A 20,217-nucleotide genomic window follows, 5' to 3' on the forward strand; every position below is an offset into this window, starting at 1 on the left:
CCGCCCGCCCGCCCCCGACTCGTGTTGGCACCGGACGGCACCGGCGCCGTCCGACGGCTAGGCTTCTCGACGGAGGTGGATCCGTTGGTTCAGCCGCACTACGAGTGGCGTCCGCCCGAGCAGGGCTGGACCGAGAAGGACCTGCTCAGCCTCCCCGCGGACGGCCACCGCTACGAAATCATCGACGGGAGCCTGCACGCGGCGCCACCGGCCGACTTCACGCATCACGAGTTGGCCGACGAGATCCGGGCCGCGCTCCGGTCGCAGCTGCCCGCCAGTTGGCGGGTGATCCGGGAGATCGGGGTCCGGATCCCGGCCGGCAACGCCATCCCGGACCTCACCGTGCTCCGGCCGACCGCGCCGAGCGACGCGATGTGGGCCGAGCCGGCCGACGTGCTGCTGGTGGTCGAGGTCGAGTCGCCGAGCAGCCGCCGGCACGACCGGTTCACCAAACTCGGCCTGTACGCCGAGGCGGAGATCGACTGGTACTGGCGGATCGAGCGGGCCAAGTCCGGCCCGGTCGCCCACCTCTACCAGCTCGCCGAGGCCGGGCACTACGAACTCCGTCACTCGGTTCCGGCCGGGGCGGTCGAGACGGCGCAGCTGCCCTTCCCGGTCCGGGTCGCGCCCGCCGACTGGTCCGCCTGACCGGTTCGACGGCGGCCGACAGACCCCCCGGAGGCACCGACACCGCCCAGGATTCACCCGACCCTGATCGGAACGCGCACCGGAGCACCAGATGCGAAACAGCCGGGCGACGTCCGTCGCCCGGCTGTTTCAGCAGTCGGTCAGGCGGCTCGGCCGGCCCGGGTGGCGAGCTGGTCGAGACCGGTGATGATGCCGCCGGCCAGGTCGCCGCCACCGAAGGCGGCCACCATGGAGAGCGCGGCGAGCCGGGCGTCCCGGTCCGGGATCCGCTTGCGCGCCTCCGAGCCGGTGACCACCTCCAGCACCCGCTGGTTCGGCGACAACGCGATCAGTACGGCCCGGGCCGGGTCGACCAGCCCGGCGTGCAGCCGCTGGGCGTGCTCGCGGATCGGCTCGTCCAGCGGACCGACGTACACCGTGAAGATCAGGCCGGTGGACTGGTCGGCGACCCGCAGCGCGTCGTCGATGCGCAGCAGCTGGCGGGTGGTGAACGGACCGTTGAGTACGTCCGGACGGCCCGCCGGATGCGCGGTCCGCGACTCCGGCAGGTCGGTCGTCGCCACACTCTTACCAGCGGTCACTTGCGCCCCCTGTCACGCCAGCGCGCGCCGGCGCGCTGATGGTCTCGATCTCGCCACTGGTCAGCTCCCGGGCGTCCGCACCCTCCGGCAGCGCCGTCCGGGCGGACTCGGTCAGGTGCTCGGGCGAGGAGAGGAACCAGACCGGGGTGAAATCGAACGGTCGTCCCGGGCGGTACCGCTTGGAGCCGGTGCCGCCGCTCCGACCGATCCGCGACAGTGCCGTGATGACCAGTACGGCGGCGAGCGGAATGGCGACGAAGATCAGCAACGTCTCGGAAACAGACAACCTGAACGCCCCCAGGCGACAATGGGATCATCGTGCCGGCCGGCGGAGCTGACGACCATGTCAACCGCCCGGTCCGGTCGTCGTTCACGGTATCGGAAAGCGAGGCCCGCCAGATCTCGGGGGGCCGGATCGGCGGTTTTGGGGTGCGCGCGGAGTTGCGGACCGGAACGCCGGTCCTCGCCCGCGACGCGGTGTCGCGTCCACCCGGCGGGGGCCGGGTCGGGGGCCGGACCGCCCGCGACGGGATCAAGCCTGACCGCCCGGAGCGGGTGGTCCGGCCCCCGACCCCCACCGCAACACGGCCCCCGGCCCCAGCACAACACGGCCCCCGAGCCGCACCACAAACACGCCCCCCGACCACCACCCTGACCGGCCGACCCAGCGGACCGGCCGGCCGGAGACGTCGCCCCGGAGCAGCCCCCGGTGGGACCGACACGCGCCGGCCCCACCGGTCCCACGGATGGGCTGCCCGTCAGCGGGTGATCGCGTACGCCCGGATCACCGTCTGCCGCACGGTGTTGCCCGCCCGGTCGGTGGCGTCCGCCCGGAGCGAGACAAAACCGGCCCGGTCCGGGTGTTGGACCAGAACCACCCCGCTGCCGCCGAACGCCAGCACGGTGGCCTTGCGCCAGGTACGACCATCGTCGTACGAGACGTCCACCTTGAGAGACCGGACACCGGCGGCTCCGGAGTCCGGCTGCCGCTCGACGGAGACCGGGATGCCGAACCACCGGCCGGTCGGGGCGGCGTTCGCCTGGTTCAGCGGTGGGCTGAACCGCACACTGGACAGCGGCAGTCGGGCCGGTTCCTCTCCGGTGACGTGCCCGGACCGGAAGGTCCACGTCCCCTCGACCCGAGTGGAGTGGGTGAACGGGGCGCCCCGCTCCGCCTTCACCTCGACCCGGTAGCCGGCCTCGGCGGCCGGGACCTCGAAGATGCCACCGGTCTCGGGGGACTCGCCGATCTTCACGTCGTCGCGGTACACCGTCACCGACGCCGAGTCGATACGGGAACCGCCGGGACGGCCGGCGCCGTCACCGAACATCGGCGGTGCCACCAGGATCTCGTCCCCGAGCCGGCTGACCCAGGCTTCCGGCCACCGTGGCTGGGCCAGGGACGGCCCGAAGACGCCCTGGTTCCACTGGGCGCGGGTGACCGTGCCGGGCCGGTAGCGCAGCCCGCTCTCCTCGTAGAAGGAGAAGGTCTCCTCCCAGCCGTCCTCGCCGCGGACCCACTCCTCGAACATCCGATCCCACTGGACGCCGCCGTCGGTGTTGAAGTAGTCGGTCCGTTCGAACGGGGTGGTGAACGGCATCAGTGCCGTCCAGCCGCTCTCGATGACACCCGGCAGGATCGCCGTGTCGCCGGTCCAGGCGCCGCTGTCGGGTGCGGTGACGTGCCGGGCGTACCGCGACCTGACGGTGGCGAGGTCCGCAGGACGGATCGTCCGGGTCAGGCCGGTGAACAGTCCGCCGTCGCGGAACCAGCCCAGTTGGTAGAGGTACGGGCTGCCGGCGGGCGAACCCTCCTCGTCGACCTCGGCCCAGACGCCGGAGACCCGGCTGGCGAACCCGTCCACCGGGGCGCTGTCGCCGAGTTGGCCGGCGTACAGGGTGTCGCCGACGAAGCCGAGCAGGCTGAAGCCGGCGATCGCCTCAGGTCGTTGCAGCTCGGCGCTGACCTCGGCGAAGTACCGCTCGGCGTCGGCCCGGGGCACGGTCACCGCGATCTCGCCGGCCTTGGCCGCGTCCACCGTCACCGTCGTCGCCCCGGCCACCTCCAGGGTGGGCTGGGCCAGCAGACTGGTCTGGTGGACGGGATGCTCCGGGTCCTGCTCCGCCGGCTCGTCCTCGCCGACGAAACTGAGCAGCGTGTAACGACCCTTCGGCAGCCGCACGGTCGCCGTACCGGTGTCGGAGAAGGCGTCGTACGCCCGGAGGCCGACGCCGTCGTCGGCGAAGAGCGCGGTCCGGTAGTTGGTGGTCTCGGCGCCGGCCCGGTTGCGGTGTGTCACCGTGACGTCGTAGCTCTCCACCTCACGGTCGATCGCCAACGGGGTCTGCACGGCCGGGGTCCCGCCGGCGCTGGCCACCAGCCGTCCGGTGTAGTGGCCGTCCGGACCGGTGATCCGGGTGTCGGCGGTGACGGTCACCTCGACGGTCCCACCGGCCGGCACGGTCACCGTCGACGTGCTCAGGGTGAACATTCCGGCCGGGGCCGGTGCGCCCTGCGGTCCGGTCGCCGTGACCGCGAGGTCGAGCGTCGTCGGGCTGGTCCCGCTGTTGGTGTAGGTGACGGTCTCGGTTGCCGGGCTGTCGTCGTCGTGCGGCCAGAGTTGCCGGTCGAAGCCGATGCTCGGCGGGTCGGTGACCAGGGTCTGGTTGACCGCCCGGGCCACGTCCACCCGTCCGGCGCCCTGCGCGTAGACGCTCAGGTCGGGGTGGGGCACCGCGGCGGCCATCAGGGTCGCCTTCAACGCCGGGCCCCGCAGCTGCGGGTACCGCTGCGCGACGATCGCCGCCGCGCCCGCGACGTGCGGCGCGGACATCGAGGTGCCGGAGGCGGCGACGTACGGCTCCGGGGTCTCGCCGGGGAAGGCGTCGGAGCTGCGGGCGGCGACGATCTCCACACCCGGGGCGGTGATCTCTGGTTTGAGGCCGCCGTCGCCGACCCGGGGTCCCCGGCTGGAGAAGTCGGCGAGGTTGTCGTCGCGGTCGACCGCGCCGACCGCGAGCGCCGCGTCCGCGCTGGCCGGCGAGCCGACGGTGCCCTCGGCTCCGGCGTTGCCGGCGCTGATCACGAAGAGCGTGCCGTGTTCGGCGGTGAGGGTGTTGACGGCCTCCTCGACCGGGTCGACCTCGGGGCCGTCCATGCCGCCCAGGCTGAGGTTGACCACCGTGGCGCCCTGCTCGGCGGCCCACTGCATGCCGGCGAGGATCCACGACTCGGCGCAGCCGAACTCGGCGCAGACCTTGCCGTCGAGCAGCTTCGCGCCGGGCGCGACGCCCCGGTTCCGTCCCTCGGAGGCGGCGCCGGTGCCGGCGATGGTCGAGGCGACGTGGGTGCCGTGTCCGTACCGGTCGAGGTCGTCCTCCTCGCCCTCGGTGAAGTTCGCCTGCCCGACCACCTGCCCGGCGAGGTCCGGGTGGTCGGCGTCGATTCCGCTGTCGAGTACCGCGACGGTGACGCCGGCGCCGTCCAGTCCGGCCTGCCAGGCGGCGGGTGCGCCGATCTGCGGCACGCTGTGTTCCAGGGTGGGTTTGCGCAGCCCGTCGAGCCAGACGGTGGAGAGTCCACGGCGCGCACCGGCGTCCCCCGCCCCGCCGGCGATGTCCCGCCAGAGGTCGGCCAGCCGTGGCTTGGCCGCCCGGACCGCGGCGCCGTCGACCGCCGACAGTTCCCGTACCACCTCGGCGCCGTGCCGCCGGGCCACCGCCGCACTCCGCGCCGCACCGCCTGCGCTGGCGACTCCAGAGGCTCCGGAGGCTCCAGAGGCTCCGGAGGTGAGGATCAGCGGCAGGTCGGTACGGCGGTCGTCGTAGCCGAACTCCAGCAGGGTGGTGACGTCGAAGAGCCGGGCGTCGACCTGGCCGGCCCGGACCAGGGGTACGGCGTCCGCCGGCACCACGTGCAGCCGCCCGTCGCGCCGGTACGCCTGGATCGGGATGCCGGTCCGACCGGGGCCGGGCCGGACCGACGGGTTGCCGTGCCGGTTCACGGTGATCCGGTCGCCGGTGAGCAGGGTGACCGTGCGGGCCGGCTGGACCGCCTGGTGAGTCGGTGTGCCCCGGGTCGGCTCGTCTGCGCCGGGTGCGGCGCCGGCCGGGCCGGCCAGCCCGCCGATCGATACGACAAGGGCGGCGGTCAGCAGACCGCCGCCCCACCTTGTCGATCTTGCTGTCATCTGTCCTCCTGTGCCGGGTTGTGACGTTTTCCGGAACATATAGAGGACAGTCTGTAGCCAGGGAAGGTTGCGTCGGATGTACGTCGATTCCTTCGGCGCGTCACTTCCCAGACCAGAGCCGAGATCGGCTCACCTTGGGACGGGTTACCCCTCCTCGACGAGGTGCGCCAGCGCGTCGGCCGCACGCCAGCAGTCGTGGTACGTCGAGTACAGCGGCACCGGCGCCAACCGGATGATGTCCGGCTCCCGGTCGTCGACGAGTACGCCGTACTCGTGGGAGAGCCGCTTGGTCAGCTCGGCCGCGCCACCCCGGCCGACCCGGACGGAGAGCTGGCAGCCGCGCCGCTCCGGGTTCCGGGGGGTGATCACCTCGATCGGCCGGGTCGGGGTGATCCGGTCGAGCAGGTCTTCGAGATAGCCGGTCAGCCGGAGGCTGCGGGCCCGCAGCGTGGTCATCCCGACCTCGTCGAAGATCGCCAACGAGGTACGCATCGGGGCCATCGCCAGCACCGGAGGGTTGGAGATCACCCAGGCGTCGGCGGTGGCCGGCGGGCGGGAGACCGGAGCCATCTCGAACCGGGTCGCCTCGTCCGTGCCCCACCAGCCCTCGAACCGGTTGACCGCCGGGTCGCCGAGGTGTCGTTCGTGGACGAACGCCCCGGCCAGCGAACCCGGCCCCGAGTTGAGGTACTTGTACGTGCACCAGGCGGCGAAGTCGACGTCCCAGTCGTGCAGGGCGAGCGGCACGTTCCCGACCGCGTGTGCGAGATCCCAGCCGATCAGCGCACCGGCCCGGTGGCCGGCGTCGGTGATCACCGGGATGTCCAGCACCTCTCCGGTGAGGTAGTTGACCCCGCCGAGCAGGACCAACGCCACCCGGTGCCCCTCCCGGTCGAGGTACCCGACCACGTCCTCGGTCCGCAGCGTCTCCTCGCCCGGGCGGGGACGCAGCCGTACCACCACCTCGTCCGGGTCGAGGCCGTGGTGCCGGGCCTGGCTGCGTACGGCGTAGCTGTCCGACGGGAAGGCGCCGTCCTCGATCAGGATCCGGTCCCGGCCCGGGGTCGGGCGGTAGAACGACACCATCAGCAGGTGCAGGTTGACGGTGAGCGAGTTCATCACCACGGTCTCGGCGGGCCGTGCCCCGACCAGCTTCGCGCTCGGCGCGGTGAGCAGCCTGTAGTACGGCACCCACGGCCGGGGGCCGGTGAAGTGGCCGGTCACCGCCCGGGTGGCCCAGGCGTCCAGCTCGGCCAGCAGGTCGGCCCGGGCTCCCTTGGGCTGCAACCCGAGGGAGTTGCCGACCAGGTACGCCGCCTCGGCGTACCGGCCCCCCTCGGCCGGCGGTACGTGGAACAGGTCCCGGTGGCCGCGGTCGTCCTCGTCGAGCCGACGCGCGGTCTCCTCACCCGGAATGGTCATGCTGTCTCGCTCCCGTTCTGTCCTCGCCCGGTCACCGCCGGTCGCCTCACCCTGCCACCCGCCGGTCACCGCCGGCGCCTCGCCCGGCCGCCCACCCTGCCGCCGGCGGTCGACCGGTCACATCTCGGTGCGCGCCGCCCACAGCTCCGGGAAGACCTCCCGGTCCATGCTGCGCCGCAGCCAGGCGGCACCGGCCGAGCCGCCCGTGCCGACCTTGGCGCCCATTGTCCGGCGTACCGCCCTGAGGTGGTGGTGACGCCAGTCGTCGAACTGGTCGGCGATCTCGGTCAACGCCTCGCCCAGCAGGCGGAGGTGGTTCTCCGGCCCGGTGTCGGCGTAGATCTCCACCCAGGCCGCGACCACCTCGGGGCTCGGCGCCACCTCGGCGGCGAAGTCCCGGTCCAGCAGGTCGGCCGGGATGTCCCGACCCTGCCGGGCCAGCAGCGCGGTCACCTCGTCCCAGACGCTGGGCGTGCGCAGCGCCTCGACCAGCTCGGCGTGGACCTTCGGCTGCCGGCGGAACGGCCGGACCAGCGACTCGGTCTTGAGGCCGAGCAGGAACTCCAGGTGGCGGTACATCGCGGACTGGAACCCCGAGCCCTCGCCGAGCAGGTTCCGGAACCGGTTGAAGTCGGCCGGGGTCATCCAGCGCAGTCCCCGCCAGGCCGCGTTCAGCCCCTCCAGGTGCAGCCCGGCCCGGCGCAGCGGCGCCAGGGCGCCCCAGACGTCGTCGGCACGTAGCCGCTCCCGCGCCTCCCGCAGCTCGAAGCAGGTCAGCCCGAAGTACAGCTCCATGATCTGACTGATCATCAGGAACGACATCTCGCCGGGGTCCCGGCTCAGCGTCTGCTGCAGGCTGTGCAGCGTGGTGGCGTGCACGTACGCGTCGTACGGCAGCGGTTCGGTGAACTCGAGGGTCGGCTCGCCGTGGTTGGCCACCGCCCGGGCGAGCCGTTGTTCGGCACTCGCCGGCCGGACCCGTGGCCGCTCGGCAAGCCGCTGTCGCGGGGTTGTTCTCATCGCCTCGCCTCTCTCGTACCCCGGGAGCTGGGGTGACCCGGCCCGGACAAGGTGATGATCTCTCCGTCGGGCCACGGAACGGAATGCCGGACCAACGGCGATTGACGCGCCAGGGTTACGGGTCGTTCGGTGATTCGGGCTGATCGCTTAACGTTCGTAAGGTGGTCAACGGATTGTTGGCCCACGGTACGGAGGGTGGTCGGATCGTGGACGAGATGGACTGGTCCCTGCTCAGGGAGTTGCAGGCCGATGCCCGGCTCTCCTACAGCGAGCTCTCCCGTCGGGTCCACCTCTCCCCGCCCGCGGTCGCCGAGCGGGTACGCCGACTCGAGGAGTCCGGGGTGATCACCGGATACCACGCGCACGTGGACCTGGCCCGGGCCGGGCGGAACGTGGTGGCGATGATCAGGATGTCCTGTTACGGACCGCGCTGCATCCTCCGCGACCCCGCCGTGCCCGGCTGGCCGGAGATCCTGGAGGTGCACCGGATCACCGGTGACGCGTGCAGTCTGCTGAAGGTCGCGACCGGCTCGATCGAGGCGTTCGAGCGGGTGATCGACCGACTCGCCCCGTACGGGCAGCCGTCCAGCACGATGGTGCTCTCCAGCCCGCTCGCCTGGGATCCGGTGGAGCCGATCCGCCCCGACCCACCGGCCCCGCCGGGCACAGCGGTCACCACCGACGCCCCGGCCGGCGCCGACACCTCGCCCGGCTGAGCCGCCGGCCACCGCCCCGCCCCACGCTCCGGACCCGCCGTGCCGCGCTGAACCGACCGGCTACCGCTCCGGACCCGCCGTGCCGCGCTGAACCGACCGGCTACCGCTCCGGACCCGCCGTGCCGCGCTGAACCGACCGGCTACCGCTCCGGACCCGCCGTGCCGCGCTGCGCCGCCGGTTGCCGCTCCTCGGCGGGCCCGGCGGCGTGTGTCCGCCGCACCGGTGGGAACACCGGTCAGGACGGACGGCCGCCGCCGACCTGCCGCAGACGGCGTGCGGCGGGCACCGGCGGCACGCCCGCCGGGAGGGCCGGAAGGGGAGGAGCCATGAACGCTGCCAGGATCGTCGGCCGCACGATCGCCGCCGGCGTGTTCGTCGCCGCCGCGCTGCCGGGGCCGTTCGGCGGTCACGCCGCACCGGCCTGGGCCGGACCGAACACCTTCGTGGAGGTCACCCCGAACACCGCCCAGGTGGGCACCCGGGTCAACCTCCGGGCGAGTTGCGACAACGCCAACAACCAGCAGGCGAACGTCCAGTCGGACGCGTTCGGCCGGGTCGTCGTCCGGCCCGACAACGGCTTCCTCACCGGTTCGGTGACGATTCCGGGCAACAAGGCTCCCGGCCCGTACGCGGTGAACCTGCACTGCCCGAACAACGACCGGGCCACCACCACGCTCACCGTGGTCAACATGAGCCAGGGCAGTCAGGGTCCGGCCACCGGTGGCGGCGGCACGGCCGGCGGTATGGCCGGTCCGCTGATCGTGGTCGGCGGGCTCGGCATCGTCGCGCTCGGGGTCGGCTTCGGGCTGTTCGGCCGGCAGCGTCGGCGTAGCGAACTGGGCGGCTGACCGGCGCCCGGCGATCCGCCCCTGGAATCCGGGTCGACCGGGAGCCGGACGATCGCGGTCCGGTGACCCGGTGTCGACCCGGAGCAGCTGACTGACTCGGAGCGAAGATGACCCGCTCTTCCACGGCCGACGGCACGTGGCGGGGCCGGGCCGCACGCTGGCGGAGCCGGGCCGACCGGTGGCGGCGGCGCGCCGGCCGGGTCGTGGCCCGTACCGCCCGCCAGGCCACCGCGGCGAGCGTCACCAGCCCGGATCCGCAGGACCGTACCCCGCCCGGCACGCTGGACGTCGTACCGGCGGTCCGGCCCGACCGGGGCGGATCGGTGCGGCGGCGGACGCGCCGGCCCGGCCCGGTGCCGATCGTCACGCTGTTGATCGGCCTGCTCGTCACCGCCTTCGGCGTCCAGCACGTCACCGGCATCACCCTGTTGCCGAGCGGCTTGATCTTCAGCGCCCAGGCGCCGCCCCGGAAGTTCCCGGTACTCGAGTCGAGTCCACCGGTGGAGATCGACATCCGGGCGCTGGGCCTGGCCGCACCGGTCCACCCGGTCGGAGTGGCGGCCGACGGCACCATCGAGGTGCCCGCGTCGGACCGCCGCGACGAGGCCGGCTGGTACGACCAGAGCCCGACCCCGGGCCAGTACGGGCCCTCGGTGATCGTCGGCCACGTCGACACGACGACCGGACCGGCCGTCTTCCACGGCCTCAGCGGACTACGCCCGGGTACGAAGATCGAGGTCGCCCGGGAGGACGGGTCCGTCGCGATCTTCGCGGTCAACTCGGTCAAGCGGTTCAACAAGTCGCAACTGCCGGTGGACCGGGTCTACGGCGACTTCAGTCGACCGGCGCTGCGTCTGATCACCTGCGGTGGGCGGTGGGTGGGCGGGTCCACCGGGTACGCCGACAACGTTGTCGTCTTCGCCTCCCTGGTCTCCGCCCGCCGACCGTGAACTGGTCTCCGCCCGTCGAACCGTCCGCCGGTCTCCCACGGCTCTCAGGCGGCCTCGGCCTCGCGCAGGTCCAGCCAGTCGGCCCAGCGCGGGTCCGGGGCACGGTGCCCGAGCACCCGCCAGGCCATCCCCTTCGGGGCGGTCGGCAGGGTGTGCAGCCGCCAACCCAGTTCGGCGGGGGTCTTGTCGCCCTTGGTGTGGTTGCACCTGGCGCAGGCCGCGACGACGTTCTCCCAGGCATGCCGGCCGCCCCGGCTGCGCGGGAAGACGTGGTCGATGGTCTCGGCCGGCCCGCGGCAGTAGACGCAGCGCCAGTTGTCGCGGGCGAAGACGGCCCGCCGGGAGAGCCCGACGTGGGTCCGGTAGGGTACCCGGACGAAGCGGGTCAGTCGTACCACCGACGGCACCGGGAGCGCGTTGCGGGCACTGTGCAGCACGCCCTCCCCGTCGGCCACACAGACCGCTTTCGCGGAGAGGACCAGGATCGCGGCTCGACGCACCGAAACGACACACAGCGGCTCGTAAGTGGCATTGAGCACCAAAGCTCCAGAGCCCACCGTGGGTCGTATGTCAGGCATCGTGCTCACCCTCTCGGCTGTGGTCTCGTCCGCTCCCTGTCGCCCGGCGATGCCGGCCGCGCTCCGGGTGCCCGTTTCCGGCCAGCATCGACCGACAGGCCACCGGAATCGCGGCCGACGCCGGCCGATCACCGGCGTCCGTGCGCCAATAGTCCCCGATAGGTGCCGCGAATGCACGTACTAATCGGGGGTCCCTGCGGAAAGCTCTCACGTCGCGTGGCAGGATGACCGGTTCCGTCCGATCAGCCGGGCCCGGATCCGGCCGGCGCGGGTGGGAGCCCGACCCCTTCGCCACCCGGCCGGCCCCCGGGATGAGCGGGACCTCCGCCACCGGTTGGCGGGTCGGGCGACAGCACCCGGCGGCCGTACGGTACTAAGGCATTCGTGAACCCCGCGACGATGACCGCCGCCGTCCTCGGCATGCCGGCTGCCGAGACGACGCCCGATCCCGAGCCGAGCTGCCTGGACGACTTCGCGTGCAAGCAGATCTGGAACTGGACGAAGTCCGAGTGGTTCGCCGAGGGCAGCAACTATCTGATCGTCAAGCCGCTCACCATCCTGCTCATCCTGCTGCTCGCGTTCCTGCTCCGGTACCTGCTGCACCGCACCATCAACCGGCTGGTACGGAGCACCTCCGAGAGCAAGATCCCGGCGGTGCTCAAGCCGCTGCGGGAGCGCATCCCCACCGCCGCGCCCGACCCGGAGGCGATCTATCCGGAACGACGCCGGCAGCGGGCCGAGGCGATCGGTTCGGTGCTGCGCAGCATGACCACCGCGGTGGTCTTCGCCATCGCCGTCCTGCAGGTCCTCAGCGAACTCAGCTTCAACCTCGCACCGCTGCTGGCCAGTGCCGGCATCGCCGGCGTGGCCCTCGGCTTCGGCGCCCAGACGCTGGTCAAGGATCTGATCGCCGGCCTGTTCATGCTGCTCGAGGACCAGTACGGCGTCGGTGACGTCGTCGACCTCGGGGAGGCGACCGGGGTGGTCGAGTCGGTGGGTCTGCGGATCACCACGGTCCGGGACGCGCGGGGTGTGGTCTGGTACATCCGCAACGGGGAGATCATCCGGGTCGGCAACAAGAGCCAGGGCTGGGCGATGGTCATCGTCGACATGCCGATCGGCTTCGCCCGGACCGAGGAGGCGACCGCGGTGCTGAAGACCGCCGCCGCGTCGGTCGCGGTGGACCCGGAACTCGCGCCCGAACTCGTCGAGCCGCCCGAGGTGGTCGGGGTCGAACAGATCACCGTGGACGGAGCGGTGATCCGTACGGTCGCCAAGACCACGGCCGAGGGTCAGCTTCCGGTCTCCCGGGAACTGCGCCGCCGGCTTGCCGAGGCGCTGGAGAACTCCGGCATCACCGCCGGCATCGCGGCCACCCGGATGTTCCCGCGTCCCGCCACGCCCCCGGAGGACGGCGGCACCGGACAGGGCGGCGCGACCTGAGCGGAAGCTCCGCACGCAGCAGGGCGGCACACCTGGCCGGACCCTGCCCGCACCGCCGCCTCCCGGCGCACCCTCCGTGCGTCGCCGGAACCGGCGCGCCCGTGGCAACGAGGTTCCGGCACCGAACGGCGCCGGGCATCCGCCGGTCGCACAGGGGTCGCGTACCTTGTCGATGGTCGGGTATCGTCCGTTCGACCAGTCGGAGATGCGACGATCTACCCGTTCGCCCTAGCCAGTTGTCATACGATCGGGCAGAATCCAGGACAAGCTCCCAGTCGGAGTGTAACGAAGACCTCGCTGATCCGAACGTTTGACGTTCCCGGCAGCCCCATCACATTGGTCAGCGGTCGAGAACGATGGAGGCCCATCGGTGTCCGAGGAGACACAGGTTCCTGAGCGGCCAGCTACCTTCCGCGAGGTGTTCACCGAGGGTGAGTTCCGCTCGGTCTACCTGGCCGTGGTGCTGACCTGGGCCGGTGACTACATCGCCAAGGCGGCGATCACCATGCTGGTCTTCCAGCAGACCAACTCGGTCGCCCTCTCCGCCGCCGCGTTCGCGACGAGTTACTTCCCCTGGCTGCTCGGTGGCCCACTGCTCACCACGCTCGCCGACCGGTACCCGTACCGGACGGTCATGGTGGTCTGTGACCTCGCCCGGATGCCGCTCTTCCTCGTCCTCGCGCTCGTCGACCTGCCGGTCGGCGTACTGCTCGGACTGCTCTTCGTGTCCACCCTGGCGGCCGCGCCGAGCCAGGCCTCCCGGTCGGCGATGGTGCCCCTGATCCTCCGGGGCGACCGGCTGGTGGTCGGGCTGTCGCTGTTCAGCAGCAGCAGCCAGGCGTCCCAGATCGGCGGGTACGTCGCCGGCTCGTCCATCGCGTTGTACAGCCCGAGGCTCGCCCTGCTGATCAACGCCGTCATGTTCGGGCTCTCCGCGTTGATCATCTGGACCGGGGTACGACACCGGCCGCCGGCTCCCCGGGAGACTCCGAACCACCTGCTCCGGGACACCGCGGCCGGGTTCCGCCTGGTGTTCGGGACCCCGACACTCCGGGCGATCGCGATCCTGATCTTCTCCTCGATGCTGTTCGCCATCGTTCCCGAGGGTCTCGCCGCCGCCTGGGCCAGCGATCTGGCCGAAAAGCAGGGCGACCATCCGGAGCTCATCCAGGCGCTGATCATGGCCTCCGTGCCGACCGGTTCCGTCATGGGCGCCCTGCTGGTCGGCCGGGTCATCCGACCGGCCCGGCGTCAGGCACTGATCCGTCCGTTCGCGGTCCTCGCCCCGCTGGCTCTGGTCCCGGCCCTGTTGAGCCCTTCGCCGGTGATCGTGGCACTGCTGGCGGCGGTCGCCGGGTTCGCGGTGACCGGCCTGATCCCGGTGACCAACGCCCTCTTCGTCCAGGCTCTCCCGGACGGTTACCGGGCCCGGGCATTCGGCGTGATGAACACCGGCATGCAGGCCATCCAGGGGACCGCTGTCCTGATCACCGGTGTGCTCGCGGAGCGGTTCCCGCTCCACCGGGTGGTCGGTCTCTGGAGTGTCGCCGGGGTGCTGCTCATGCTGCTGCTGGCCGCCCGGTGGCCACAACCGGACCGGTTCACCGCCGCGATCGCGCGGGCCCGGGAGGCACGACCCACCGGTACGGAGACGTCGGCGACGCCGACCGGGAAACACCCGTTGACCGGCCCCCCCGGACCCCGGCCGCCCTCCTCCGAGGCCGGGATCGGAGCGGTCTGACCAGCCGGGCCGTCGCACGGCCGGGGTAAGGTCCGTCGGGCCGTCGCACGGCCACGGCAAGGCAGCCCGGTGTGAGGCAGCCCGCACCCGGCGCGGGGTTCCGACACCACGGGATCGTCGGCTCGGGTGGCAGGATGGACCCGTGAACCCCGCAGGCGAGCGTGAACAGGTCGACCCGGCCCCCAGCTTCTACGAGGCGGTCGGCGGCGAGCCGACCTTCCGCCGTCTGGTCGACGAGTTCTACGCCGGCGTGGCGACCGATCCGGTGCTCCGGCCGATGTACCCGGAGGCCGACCTGGGTCCGGCCGCGGAGCGGCTGACCCTCTTCCTGGCCCAGTACTGGGGTGGCCCCAACACCTACTCGGCCCAGCGCGGCCACCCCCGGCTGCGGATGCGTCATGCCCCGTTCCGGGTCGGACCGGTGGAGCGGGACGCCTGGCTGCACCACATGCGTCGGGCCGTGGACAGTCTCGACCTCCCGGCCGAGCAGGCCGAGACCCTGTGGCAGTACCTGGAGCGGGCCGCCTACTTCATGGTCAACACGATGGACGAAACCCCGGGACCGGTGGGCTGACCTACAGCAGGGCACCCTCGTCGTGCAGCCAGTCGACGAAGGTCGTCGCCACCGCGGCACCGCAGTCCAGCATCTCCACCAGTAACGCGTCGTGGGCGCCGGCGCTGAGCGGCACCTGCAGCTCCGCGTAGATCGGCAACTGTCCCCGCTCGGTGGGGTCGCCGACGTACGCCTTGCAGAACCGCCGGGTGTGGTTCCACTCGTTGACCACCCGGAAGGCCCGGTCGGCCCAGTCCGGCGGAACCGTCGAGTGTGGACGGGCCCGCATCACCAGGATCTCGTCGTCCGGCCCCTCGATGGCGAAGAGCACCGCGTGCCGCTCCCACATCGCCAACAGGCTGCCGTCGCCGTCCGCGAGATAACGGATGTCGAGCAGGTCGAGTGCCTCCGCCACCCGGCGCAGCGTTACCGGTGCGATGACCGCGGGCCCCTCCGTCAACGTGGCCCGGTCCCTGGGCCGGGAATCATGCTCCGGCTCCCGTGGGGCCGGCGGGCCGACCCGGACGGCACCCTCCGACGGAATCCTGCTTCGCGTTTCCGGCTCAGCGCCACCGGCGTGGCCGGGACGCCATGACCACCACGGCATCGCTTGCGCACCTCGCTCCCCAGCGGATCCACGCGCCTACGTTGCGTGGGATCCGAGGCCCGACGGTACCCGGACAGCCGGCTTGAAGCATCCCCCCAACGACACGCCCAGGCTGAATGGACCATCGCCCCTCGGCTGTTCGGAGGACCTTACGCTGGCCGGATCGCGAACTGGCTGGCGTTCCGTGACCAAGCGACTCCGAATGGTGCCGCCAGTCCCACCCATCGGCCCACGGTTCGCACCTGTACGGCGTCCAAATCGGACGAACCGGGGGAACCGAGAAAACCCATCCGGACGATTCCCTGGACGAGTCGTTGCGACACCTCGATCCGCCCGGTGTCGGCGGTCGGCGCCGACCCGGCGGAACCGGCCGAACCGATCGGCGCAGACCCGGCCGAGGCCGATCCGGCCGCCGCAGACCCGGCCGAGGCCGGCCCGGTCACCACCACCGCGACGTGGTCGAGCAGCGCGTCCCGCAGCGCCCGCTGACCCACCGCCCGGCCGGCGACCCCCTCGGTCGCCGCCGTCCGCAGGGTCCCGGCCGCCGCCTCGGCGATCCGCCGCAACTCGGTTCCGGCGATCCGTTCCACCACCACACCCGGGCTCGGGGGCAGCGGCCAGCGCCAGTCGGTGTCCCGACGGCGCGGCAGCGTGGCGTCGTCGCGGCCCAGTACGGCGAGCAGTTCGGCCGCCGAGACCGTGGCGTCACCCGGTCCCGGCCCGGCCACCACCCGGCCGACCAGCACACCCCAGGGCAGCCACGCCCAGAGCTGGGTACGTTCGGCGGGGCCGGCCGCACCGGCACCGGCACCGGCACCGGTCGAGCGCAGCCGGACCAGGGCGGCCGGATCGAACCGGGCCACCCGGGCCAGGAACGCCCCGGCGTCGGCACGTCCGGAGAGCCGGTGCCGGTCGCTCACCGCCCCGACCCGCTCGTCACGGTCACTCACCGCGCCGCCCGGGCCCGCTCACCACCGCTTCCCTCCGGCTCGACCAGGTACGGCCGCAGGAACTCCTGCTCCGCCTCGGTCAACCGTCGGGGTCGCTGCTCCCGCAGGTCGAACGGTACGAGCACGGACTTCGCCCGGCTGGCCAGCACGTCGCCGTCGTACAGCTCGTAGCCGATGGTGAACCGGGACTGCCGCAGGTCCTCGACCCACATCTCGATCCGTACCGTCGGTGCCCGGTCCACACCGGCCCGTCGCAGGGCGTACCCGACCGGACGCAGGTAGTCGATCTCGTGTCGGGCGATCACCACACCCTCGGAGAACGACCCCACCCCGGCCGCCTGCCCGCCGGCGAAGACCAGTGCCACCCGCGCCTCCTCGTAGAGGGTGAGGAAGCGCGCGTTGTTGATGTGCCCGTACGCGTCCAGATCGGACCAGCGCAGCGTGCACTCGTAGGCGTACCGGGCCACCGACGGGCGTTCGGCCTCGACCTGACTAGTCACGGGTGAGCTTGCGGTAGGTGACCCGGTGTGGCCGGGCCGCGTCCGCGCCGAGCCGGTCGACCTTGTTCTTCTCGTACGCCTCGAAGTTGCCCTCGAACCAGAACCACTTCGCCGGGTTCTCGTCGTCGCCCTCCCAGGCCAGGATGTGGGTGGCGACCCGGTCCAGGAACATCCGGTCGTGCGAGATGACCACGGCGCAGCCGGGGAACTCCAGCAGCGCGTTCTCCAGCGAGCCGAGGGTTTCGACGTCCAGGTCGTTGGTCGGCTCGTCGAGCAGGATGACGTTCCCGCCGATCTTCAGGGTCAGCGCCAGGTTGAGCCGGTTCCGCTCGCCGCCGGAGAGGACCTTGGTCGGCTTCTGCTGGTCGGGGCCCTTGAAGCCGAAGGCGGCGACGTACGCCCGGGACGGCATCTCGACCTTGCCGACCATCAGGTGGTCGAGTCCGTCCGAGACGGTCTCCCAGAGCGTCTTGTCCGTGGCCAGGCCGGAACGGTTCTGGTCGACGTACGACAGGGAAACCGTCTCACCGATCTTGACGGTGCCGGCGGTCGGCTGCTCCAGCCCGACGATGGTCTTGAACAGGGTGGTCTTGCCGACGCCGTTCGGTCCGATGATGCCGACGATGCCGTTGCGGGGCAGCGAGAAGCTGAGGTTGTCGATCAGCACCCGGTCGCCGAACGCCTTGCGCAGGCCGTTCACCTCGATGACGGTGTTGCCCAGTCGCGGGCCCGGCGGGATCTGGATCTCCTCGAAGTCCAACTTGCGGGTCTTCTCCGCCTCGTTGGCCATCTCGTCGTAGCGGTCGAGCCGGGCCTTGGACTTGGTCTGCCGCGCCTTGGCGTTGGACCGGACCCACTCCAGTTCCTCGCTGAGCCGCTTCTTCAGCTTGGCGTCGCGGCGTCCCTCGATGGCCAGCCGGGCGGCCTTCTTCTCGAGGTAGGTGGAGTAGTTGCCCTCGTAGCCGACGGCCCGGCCACGGTCGAGTTCGAGGATCCAGCCGGCCACGTTGTCCAGGAAGTACCGGTCGTGGGTGATCGCCATGACCGTGCCGGCGTACTTGGCGAGGTGCTGCTCCAACCACTGCACGCTCTCCGCGTCCAGGTGGTTGGTGGGCTCGTCGAGCAGCAGCAGGTCGGGGGCCTCCAGCAACAGCTTGCATAGCGCCACCCGGCGCCGCTCACCACCGGAGAGCTGCGTGACGTCGGCGTCCGGCGGCGGGCAACGCAGCGCGTCCATCGCGAGTTCGAGCTTGGAGTCGATGTCCCAGGCGTCGGCGTGGTCGAGTTCCTCCTGGAGCCGGCCCATCTCCTCCATCAGCTCGTCGGAGTAGTCGGTCGCCATCTGCTCGGCGATCTTGTTGAACCGCTCCAGCTTCGCCTTCGTCTCGGCGACCGCCTCCTCGATGTTGCCGAGCACGGTCTTGGCGTCGTTCAGCGGCGGTTCCTGGGCGAGCAGCCCGACGGTGTAGCCGGGCATCAGCCGGGCCTCGCCGTTGCTCGGCCGGTCCAGCCCCGCCATGATCTTGAGCAGGCTGGACTTACCGGCGCCGTTCGGCCCGACCACACCGATCTTGGCACCGGGCAGGAAGCTCAGCGTCACGTTGTCCAGCACGACCTTGTCGCCGTGCGCCTTGCGCGCCTTCTCCAGGACGTAGATGTACTGGGCCACGGTGCGGCCTACCTCCCACGGATGTTGGATCCCTGATGACGTGTTTCGACCCGACCACAGCGTCGGGATTCCCCGCCGACCACGGTGCCGGTTCCGCCGACCACGGTGCCGGCCCCACCGCCGACCCCGCTGCCGGCTTCCGCCTACCGCGGGACGAGGCTGGGCGAAACGCCACCGTCAATCCTGACAGGTCCGCCGGGCTGCGCCCACATCACCCCGGGTACCGCGCCGCCCGTGCCGCGCGCGGGTCGGCCCGGGGCGCCCGTCGTGTTCAAGATCACCCGGGGGTTTCCCCGGGTCGTCCCGCAGGGCAGTAGTAGTGACCCGGGGACCATGGCGCCGCAGCTACGCTCAGTACGCTCAGCGGTGGGACCCGTCATCACCGGAGGTGCACTGATTGTGACCGTACGCAGCTCGTTCGTGGTCGTCGCCAATCGTCTACCGGTGGATGAGGTGACCACGCCCGAGGGGAAACAGTGGCGCCGGAGCCCAGGCGGCCTGGTCACCGCCCTGCACCCGGTACTCGCCCAGCACCAGGGCACCTGGGTCGGCTGGGCCGGCGGGGTGGGCGCCGCTCCGGAACCGTTCGACCTGGAGGGGATCCGGCTGCACCCGGTGCCGCTGAGCGCCGAGGAACTCGAACGCTACTACGAGGGCCAGTCCAACGCGACGATCTGGCCGCTCTACCACGACGCGGTGGAGACCCCCGCTTACAAGCGTCGCTGGCGCGAGGCGTACCGGCTGGTCAACGCCCGGTTCGCGGAGGCCGCGGCGGAGGTCGCGGCCGAGGGCGCCACGGTCTGGGTGCAGGACTACCAGCTGCAGCTGGTGCCGGCGATGCTCCGGGAGCTCCGACCCGACCTGCGGATCGGCTTCTTCCTGCACATCCCGTTCCCGCCGATCGAACTGTTCATGCAGATGCCGCTGCGCGCCGAGGTGCTGCGCGGGCTGCTCGGCGCCGACCTGGTCGGCTTCCAGCAGCGGCTGGCGGCGCAGAACTTCGTCCGGCTGGCCCGGCACCTGCTCGGGCTGCGCTACGAGGGCCAGATGATCCAGGTCGACGGCCGGCAGGTGAAGGCCGGCGCCTTCCCGATCTCGATCGACGTCGCCGAGATGGAACGGATGGCGCTCGACCCGAACGTGCAGGCCCGGGCCAAGCAGATCCGCACCGAGCTGGGCGACCCGAAGACCGTGATCCTCGGCGTCGACCGGCTCGACTACACCAAGGGCATCGAACTTCGGCTCAAGGCGTTCCGCGAGTTGCTGGCTGACGGAAAGTTGACAGTTCCCGAGGCGGTTATGGTGCAGGTTGCCACGCCAAGTCGGGAACGCGTAGAGCACTACCAGGCACTCCGGGTCAAGGTCGAACGCGAAGTTGGTCGGATTAACGGGGAATTCGGCCGAGTCGGTGTGCCGGCCGTCCATTACCTCCATCAGTCGTACAGTCGCAGTGAACTTGCCGCGCTCTACTGCGCGGCCGACGTCATGATGGTGACCCCGCTGCGAGACGGAATGAACTTGGTGGCCAAGGAGTACGTAGCAACGCGCGCCGACACGGGCGGCGCCCTCGTGCTCAGTGAGTTTGCCGGTGCGGCCACAGAGCTGCGCCAGGCATTCCTCTGTAACCCGCACGACCCGGACGGTGTCAAGGACGCGCTGCTGCGCGCGGTCCACGTCGACAAGGGCGAGGCCCGGCGCCGCATGCGCATCATGCAGCGCCACCTGCGCACCCACGACGTGGGCCACTGGGCCCGCTCCTTCCTCAACGAGTTGGGTGTCCCGGAAGCGGAGGACGAGTGA

The 20,217-nt window shown here is 71.6% G+C and carries 18 protein-coding genes; 8 read left to right on the top strand and 10 right to left on the bottom strand.

Translation table 11 applies throughout. The features are described 5' to 3' along the window. Positions 1–648, top strand: a 648-nt coding sequence (locus ABGB21_RS33940; protein WP_347681285.1) for a Uma2 family endonuclease, incomplete at its 5' end; no start/stop codon positions are given. 140 nt (positions 649–788) lie between these two features. Here ABGB21_RS33940 and ABGB21_RS33945 read toward each other — a convergent pair. The 5 genes from ABGB21_RS33945 to ABGB21_RS33965 form a co-directional block, all read right to left on the bottom strand. Continuing rightward, on the bottom strand, positions 789–1,211 hold the full coding sequence (locus ABGB21_RS33945) for a DUF5130 family protein (protein ID WP_347658310.1): 423 nt from the start codon (positions 1,209–1,211) through the stop codon (positions 789–791). Between the two features lie 4 nt (positions 1,212–1,215). Then, entirely contained in the window at positions 1,216–1,497 is a 282-nt protein-coding gene (locus ABGB21_RS33950) for a hypothetical protein (RefSeq protein WP_347658309.1), read from the bottom strand. A gap of 490 nt (positions 1,498–1,987) precedes the next feature. Further along, complete coding sequence (locus ABGB21_RS33955; RefSeq protein WP_347657905.1) at positions 1,988–5,419, bottom strand: S8 family serine peptidase; 3,432 nt, start codon at positions 5,417–5,419, stop codon at positions 1,988–1,990. 144 nt (positions 5,420–5,563) lie between these two features. Beyond that, the gene (kynU, locus tag ABGB21_RS33960) at positions 5,564–6,841 is read right to left on the bottom strand and encodes a kynureninase (protein WP_347657906.1); all 1,278 of its coding nucleotides are present in this window, start codon (positions 6,839–6,841) and stop codon (positions 5,564–5,566) included. A 117-nt stretch (positions 6,842–6,958) separates the two neighbouring features. Then, positions 6,959–7,861: a tryptophan 2,3-dioxygenase family protein gene (locus ABGB21_RS33965; RefSeq protein WP_347657907.1), complete on the bottom strand. Its 903-nt coding sequence runs from the start codon at positions 7,859–7,861 to the stop codon at positions 6,959–6,961. A gap of 206 nt (positions 7,862–8,067) precedes the next feature. On the opposite strand from ABGB21_RS33965, the gene ABGB21_RS33970 reads away from it, so the two are divergent. The 3 genes from ABGB21_RS33970 to ABGB21_RS33980 all read left to right on the top strand — a co-directional run bounded on the left by ABGB21_RS33970 (position 8,068) and on the right by ABGB21_RS33980 (position 10,376). Next, positions 8,068–8,577 carry an Lrp/AsnC family transcriptional regulator gene (locus tag ABGB21_RS33970; RefSeq protein WP_347657943.1) on the top strand — a complete coding sequence of 170 codons (510 nt, stop codon included), beginning with the start codon at positions 8,068–8,070 and terminating at the stop codon, positions 8,575–8,577. A gap of 327 nt (positions 8,578–8,904) precedes the next feature. Continuing rightward, the gene (locus ABGB21_RS33975; RefSeq protein ID WP_347657908.1) at positions 8,905–9,426 is read left to right on the top strand and encodes a hypothetical protein; all 522 of its coding nucleotides are present in this window, start codon (positions 8,905–8,907) and stop codon (positions 9,424–9,426) included. A 107-nt stretch (positions 9,427–9,533) separates the two neighbouring features. Continuing rightward, on the top strand, positions 9,534–10,376 hold the full coding sequence (locus ABGB21_RS33980) for a class F sortase (protein WP_347681287.1): 843 nt from the start codon (positions 9,534–9,536) through the stop codon (positions 10,374–10,376). A gap of 44 nt (positions 10,377–10,420) precedes the next feature. Here ABGB21_RS33980 and ABGB21_RS33985 read toward each other — a convergent pair whose 3' ends face one another. Further along, positions 10,421–10,954, bottom strand: a complete 534-nt coding sequence (locus tag ABGB21_RS33985; RefSeq protein WP_347657910.1) for an HNH endonuclease — start codon at positions 10,952–10,954, stop codon at positions 10,421–10,423. 399 nt (positions 10,955–11,353) lie between these two features. On the opposite strand from ABGB21_RS33985, the gene ABGB21_RS33990 reads away from it, so the two are divergent. The 3 genes from ABGB21_RS33990 (at position 11,354) to ABGB21_RS34000 (ending at position 14,712) form a co-directional block, all read left to right on the top strand. Further along, positions 11,354–12,397: a mechanosensitive ion channel domain-containing protein gene (locus ABGB21_RS33990; RefSeq protein WP_347657944.1), complete on the top strand. Its 1,044-nt coding sequence runs from the start codon at positions 11,354–11,356 to the stop codon at positions 12,395–12,397. A gap of 370 nt (positions 12,398–12,767) precedes the next feature. Continuing rightward, positions 12,768–14,138, top strand: a complete 1,371-nt coding sequence (locus tag ABGB21_RS33995; protein WP_347681289.1) for an MFS transporter — start codon at positions 12,768–12,770, stop codon at positions 14,136–14,138. A 142-nt stretch (positions 14,139–14,280) separates the two neighbouring features. Next, the gene (locus ABGB21_RS34000) at positions 14,281–14,712 is read left to right on the top strand and encodes a globin (protein ID WP_347657912.1); all 432 of its coding nucleotides are present in this window, start codon (positions 14,281–14,283) and stop codon (positions 14,710–14,712) included. Position 14,713: 1 nt separating this feature from the next. On the opposite strand, the gene ABGB21_RS34005 is transcribed toward ABGB21_RS34000, so the two are convergent. From ABGB21_RS34005 to ettA, 4 genes are all read right to left on the bottom strand, one after another. After that, on the bottom strand, positions 14,714–15,298 hold the full coding sequence (locus ABGB21_RS34005) for a YbjN domain-containing protein (RefSeq protein ID WP_347657913.1): 585 nt from the start codon (positions 15,296–15,298) through the stop codon (positions 14,714–14,716). Positions 15,299–15,447: 149 nt separating this feature from the next. Next, positions 15,448–16,248, bottom strand: coding sequence for a hypothetical protein (locus ABGB21_RS34010; protein WP_347681291.1), 801 nt, complete (start codon positions 16,246–16,248; stop codon positions 15,448–15,450). Next, positions 16,245–16,748, bottom strand: coding sequence for a thioesterase family protein (locus ABGB21_RS34015; protein ID WP_347657915.1), 504 nt, complete (start codon positions 16,746–16,748; stop codon positions 16,245–16,247). The genes ABGB21_RS34010 and ABGB21_RS34015 overlap by 4 nt, the downstream gene beginning before the upstream one ends. Continuing rightward, positions 16,741–18,417, bottom strand: a complete 1,677-nt coding sequence (gene ettA, locus ABGB21_RS34020; RefSeq protein ID WP_347657916.1) for an energy-dependent translational throttle protein EttA — start codon at positions 18,415–18,417, stop codon at positions 16,741–16,743. Before ettA ends, ABGB21_RS34015 begins: the two co-directional genes overlap by 8 nt. A 399-nt stretch (positions 18,418–18,816) precedes the next feature. Between ettA and ABGB21_RS34025 the strand changes: the two genes are divergently transcribed. Further along, the gene (locus tag ABGB21_RS34025) at positions 18,817–20,217 is read left to right on the top strand and encodes a trehalose-6-phosphate synthase (protein WP_347657917.1); all 1,401 of its coding nucleotides are present in this window, start codon (positions 18,817–18,819) and stop codon (positions 20,215–20,217) included.

It is taken from the genome of Plantactinospora sp. B24E8 (genome assembly GCF_039871735.1).
Taxonomy (GTDB): Bacteria; Actinomycetota; Actinomycetes; order Mycobacteriales; family Micromonosporaceae; genus Plantactinospora.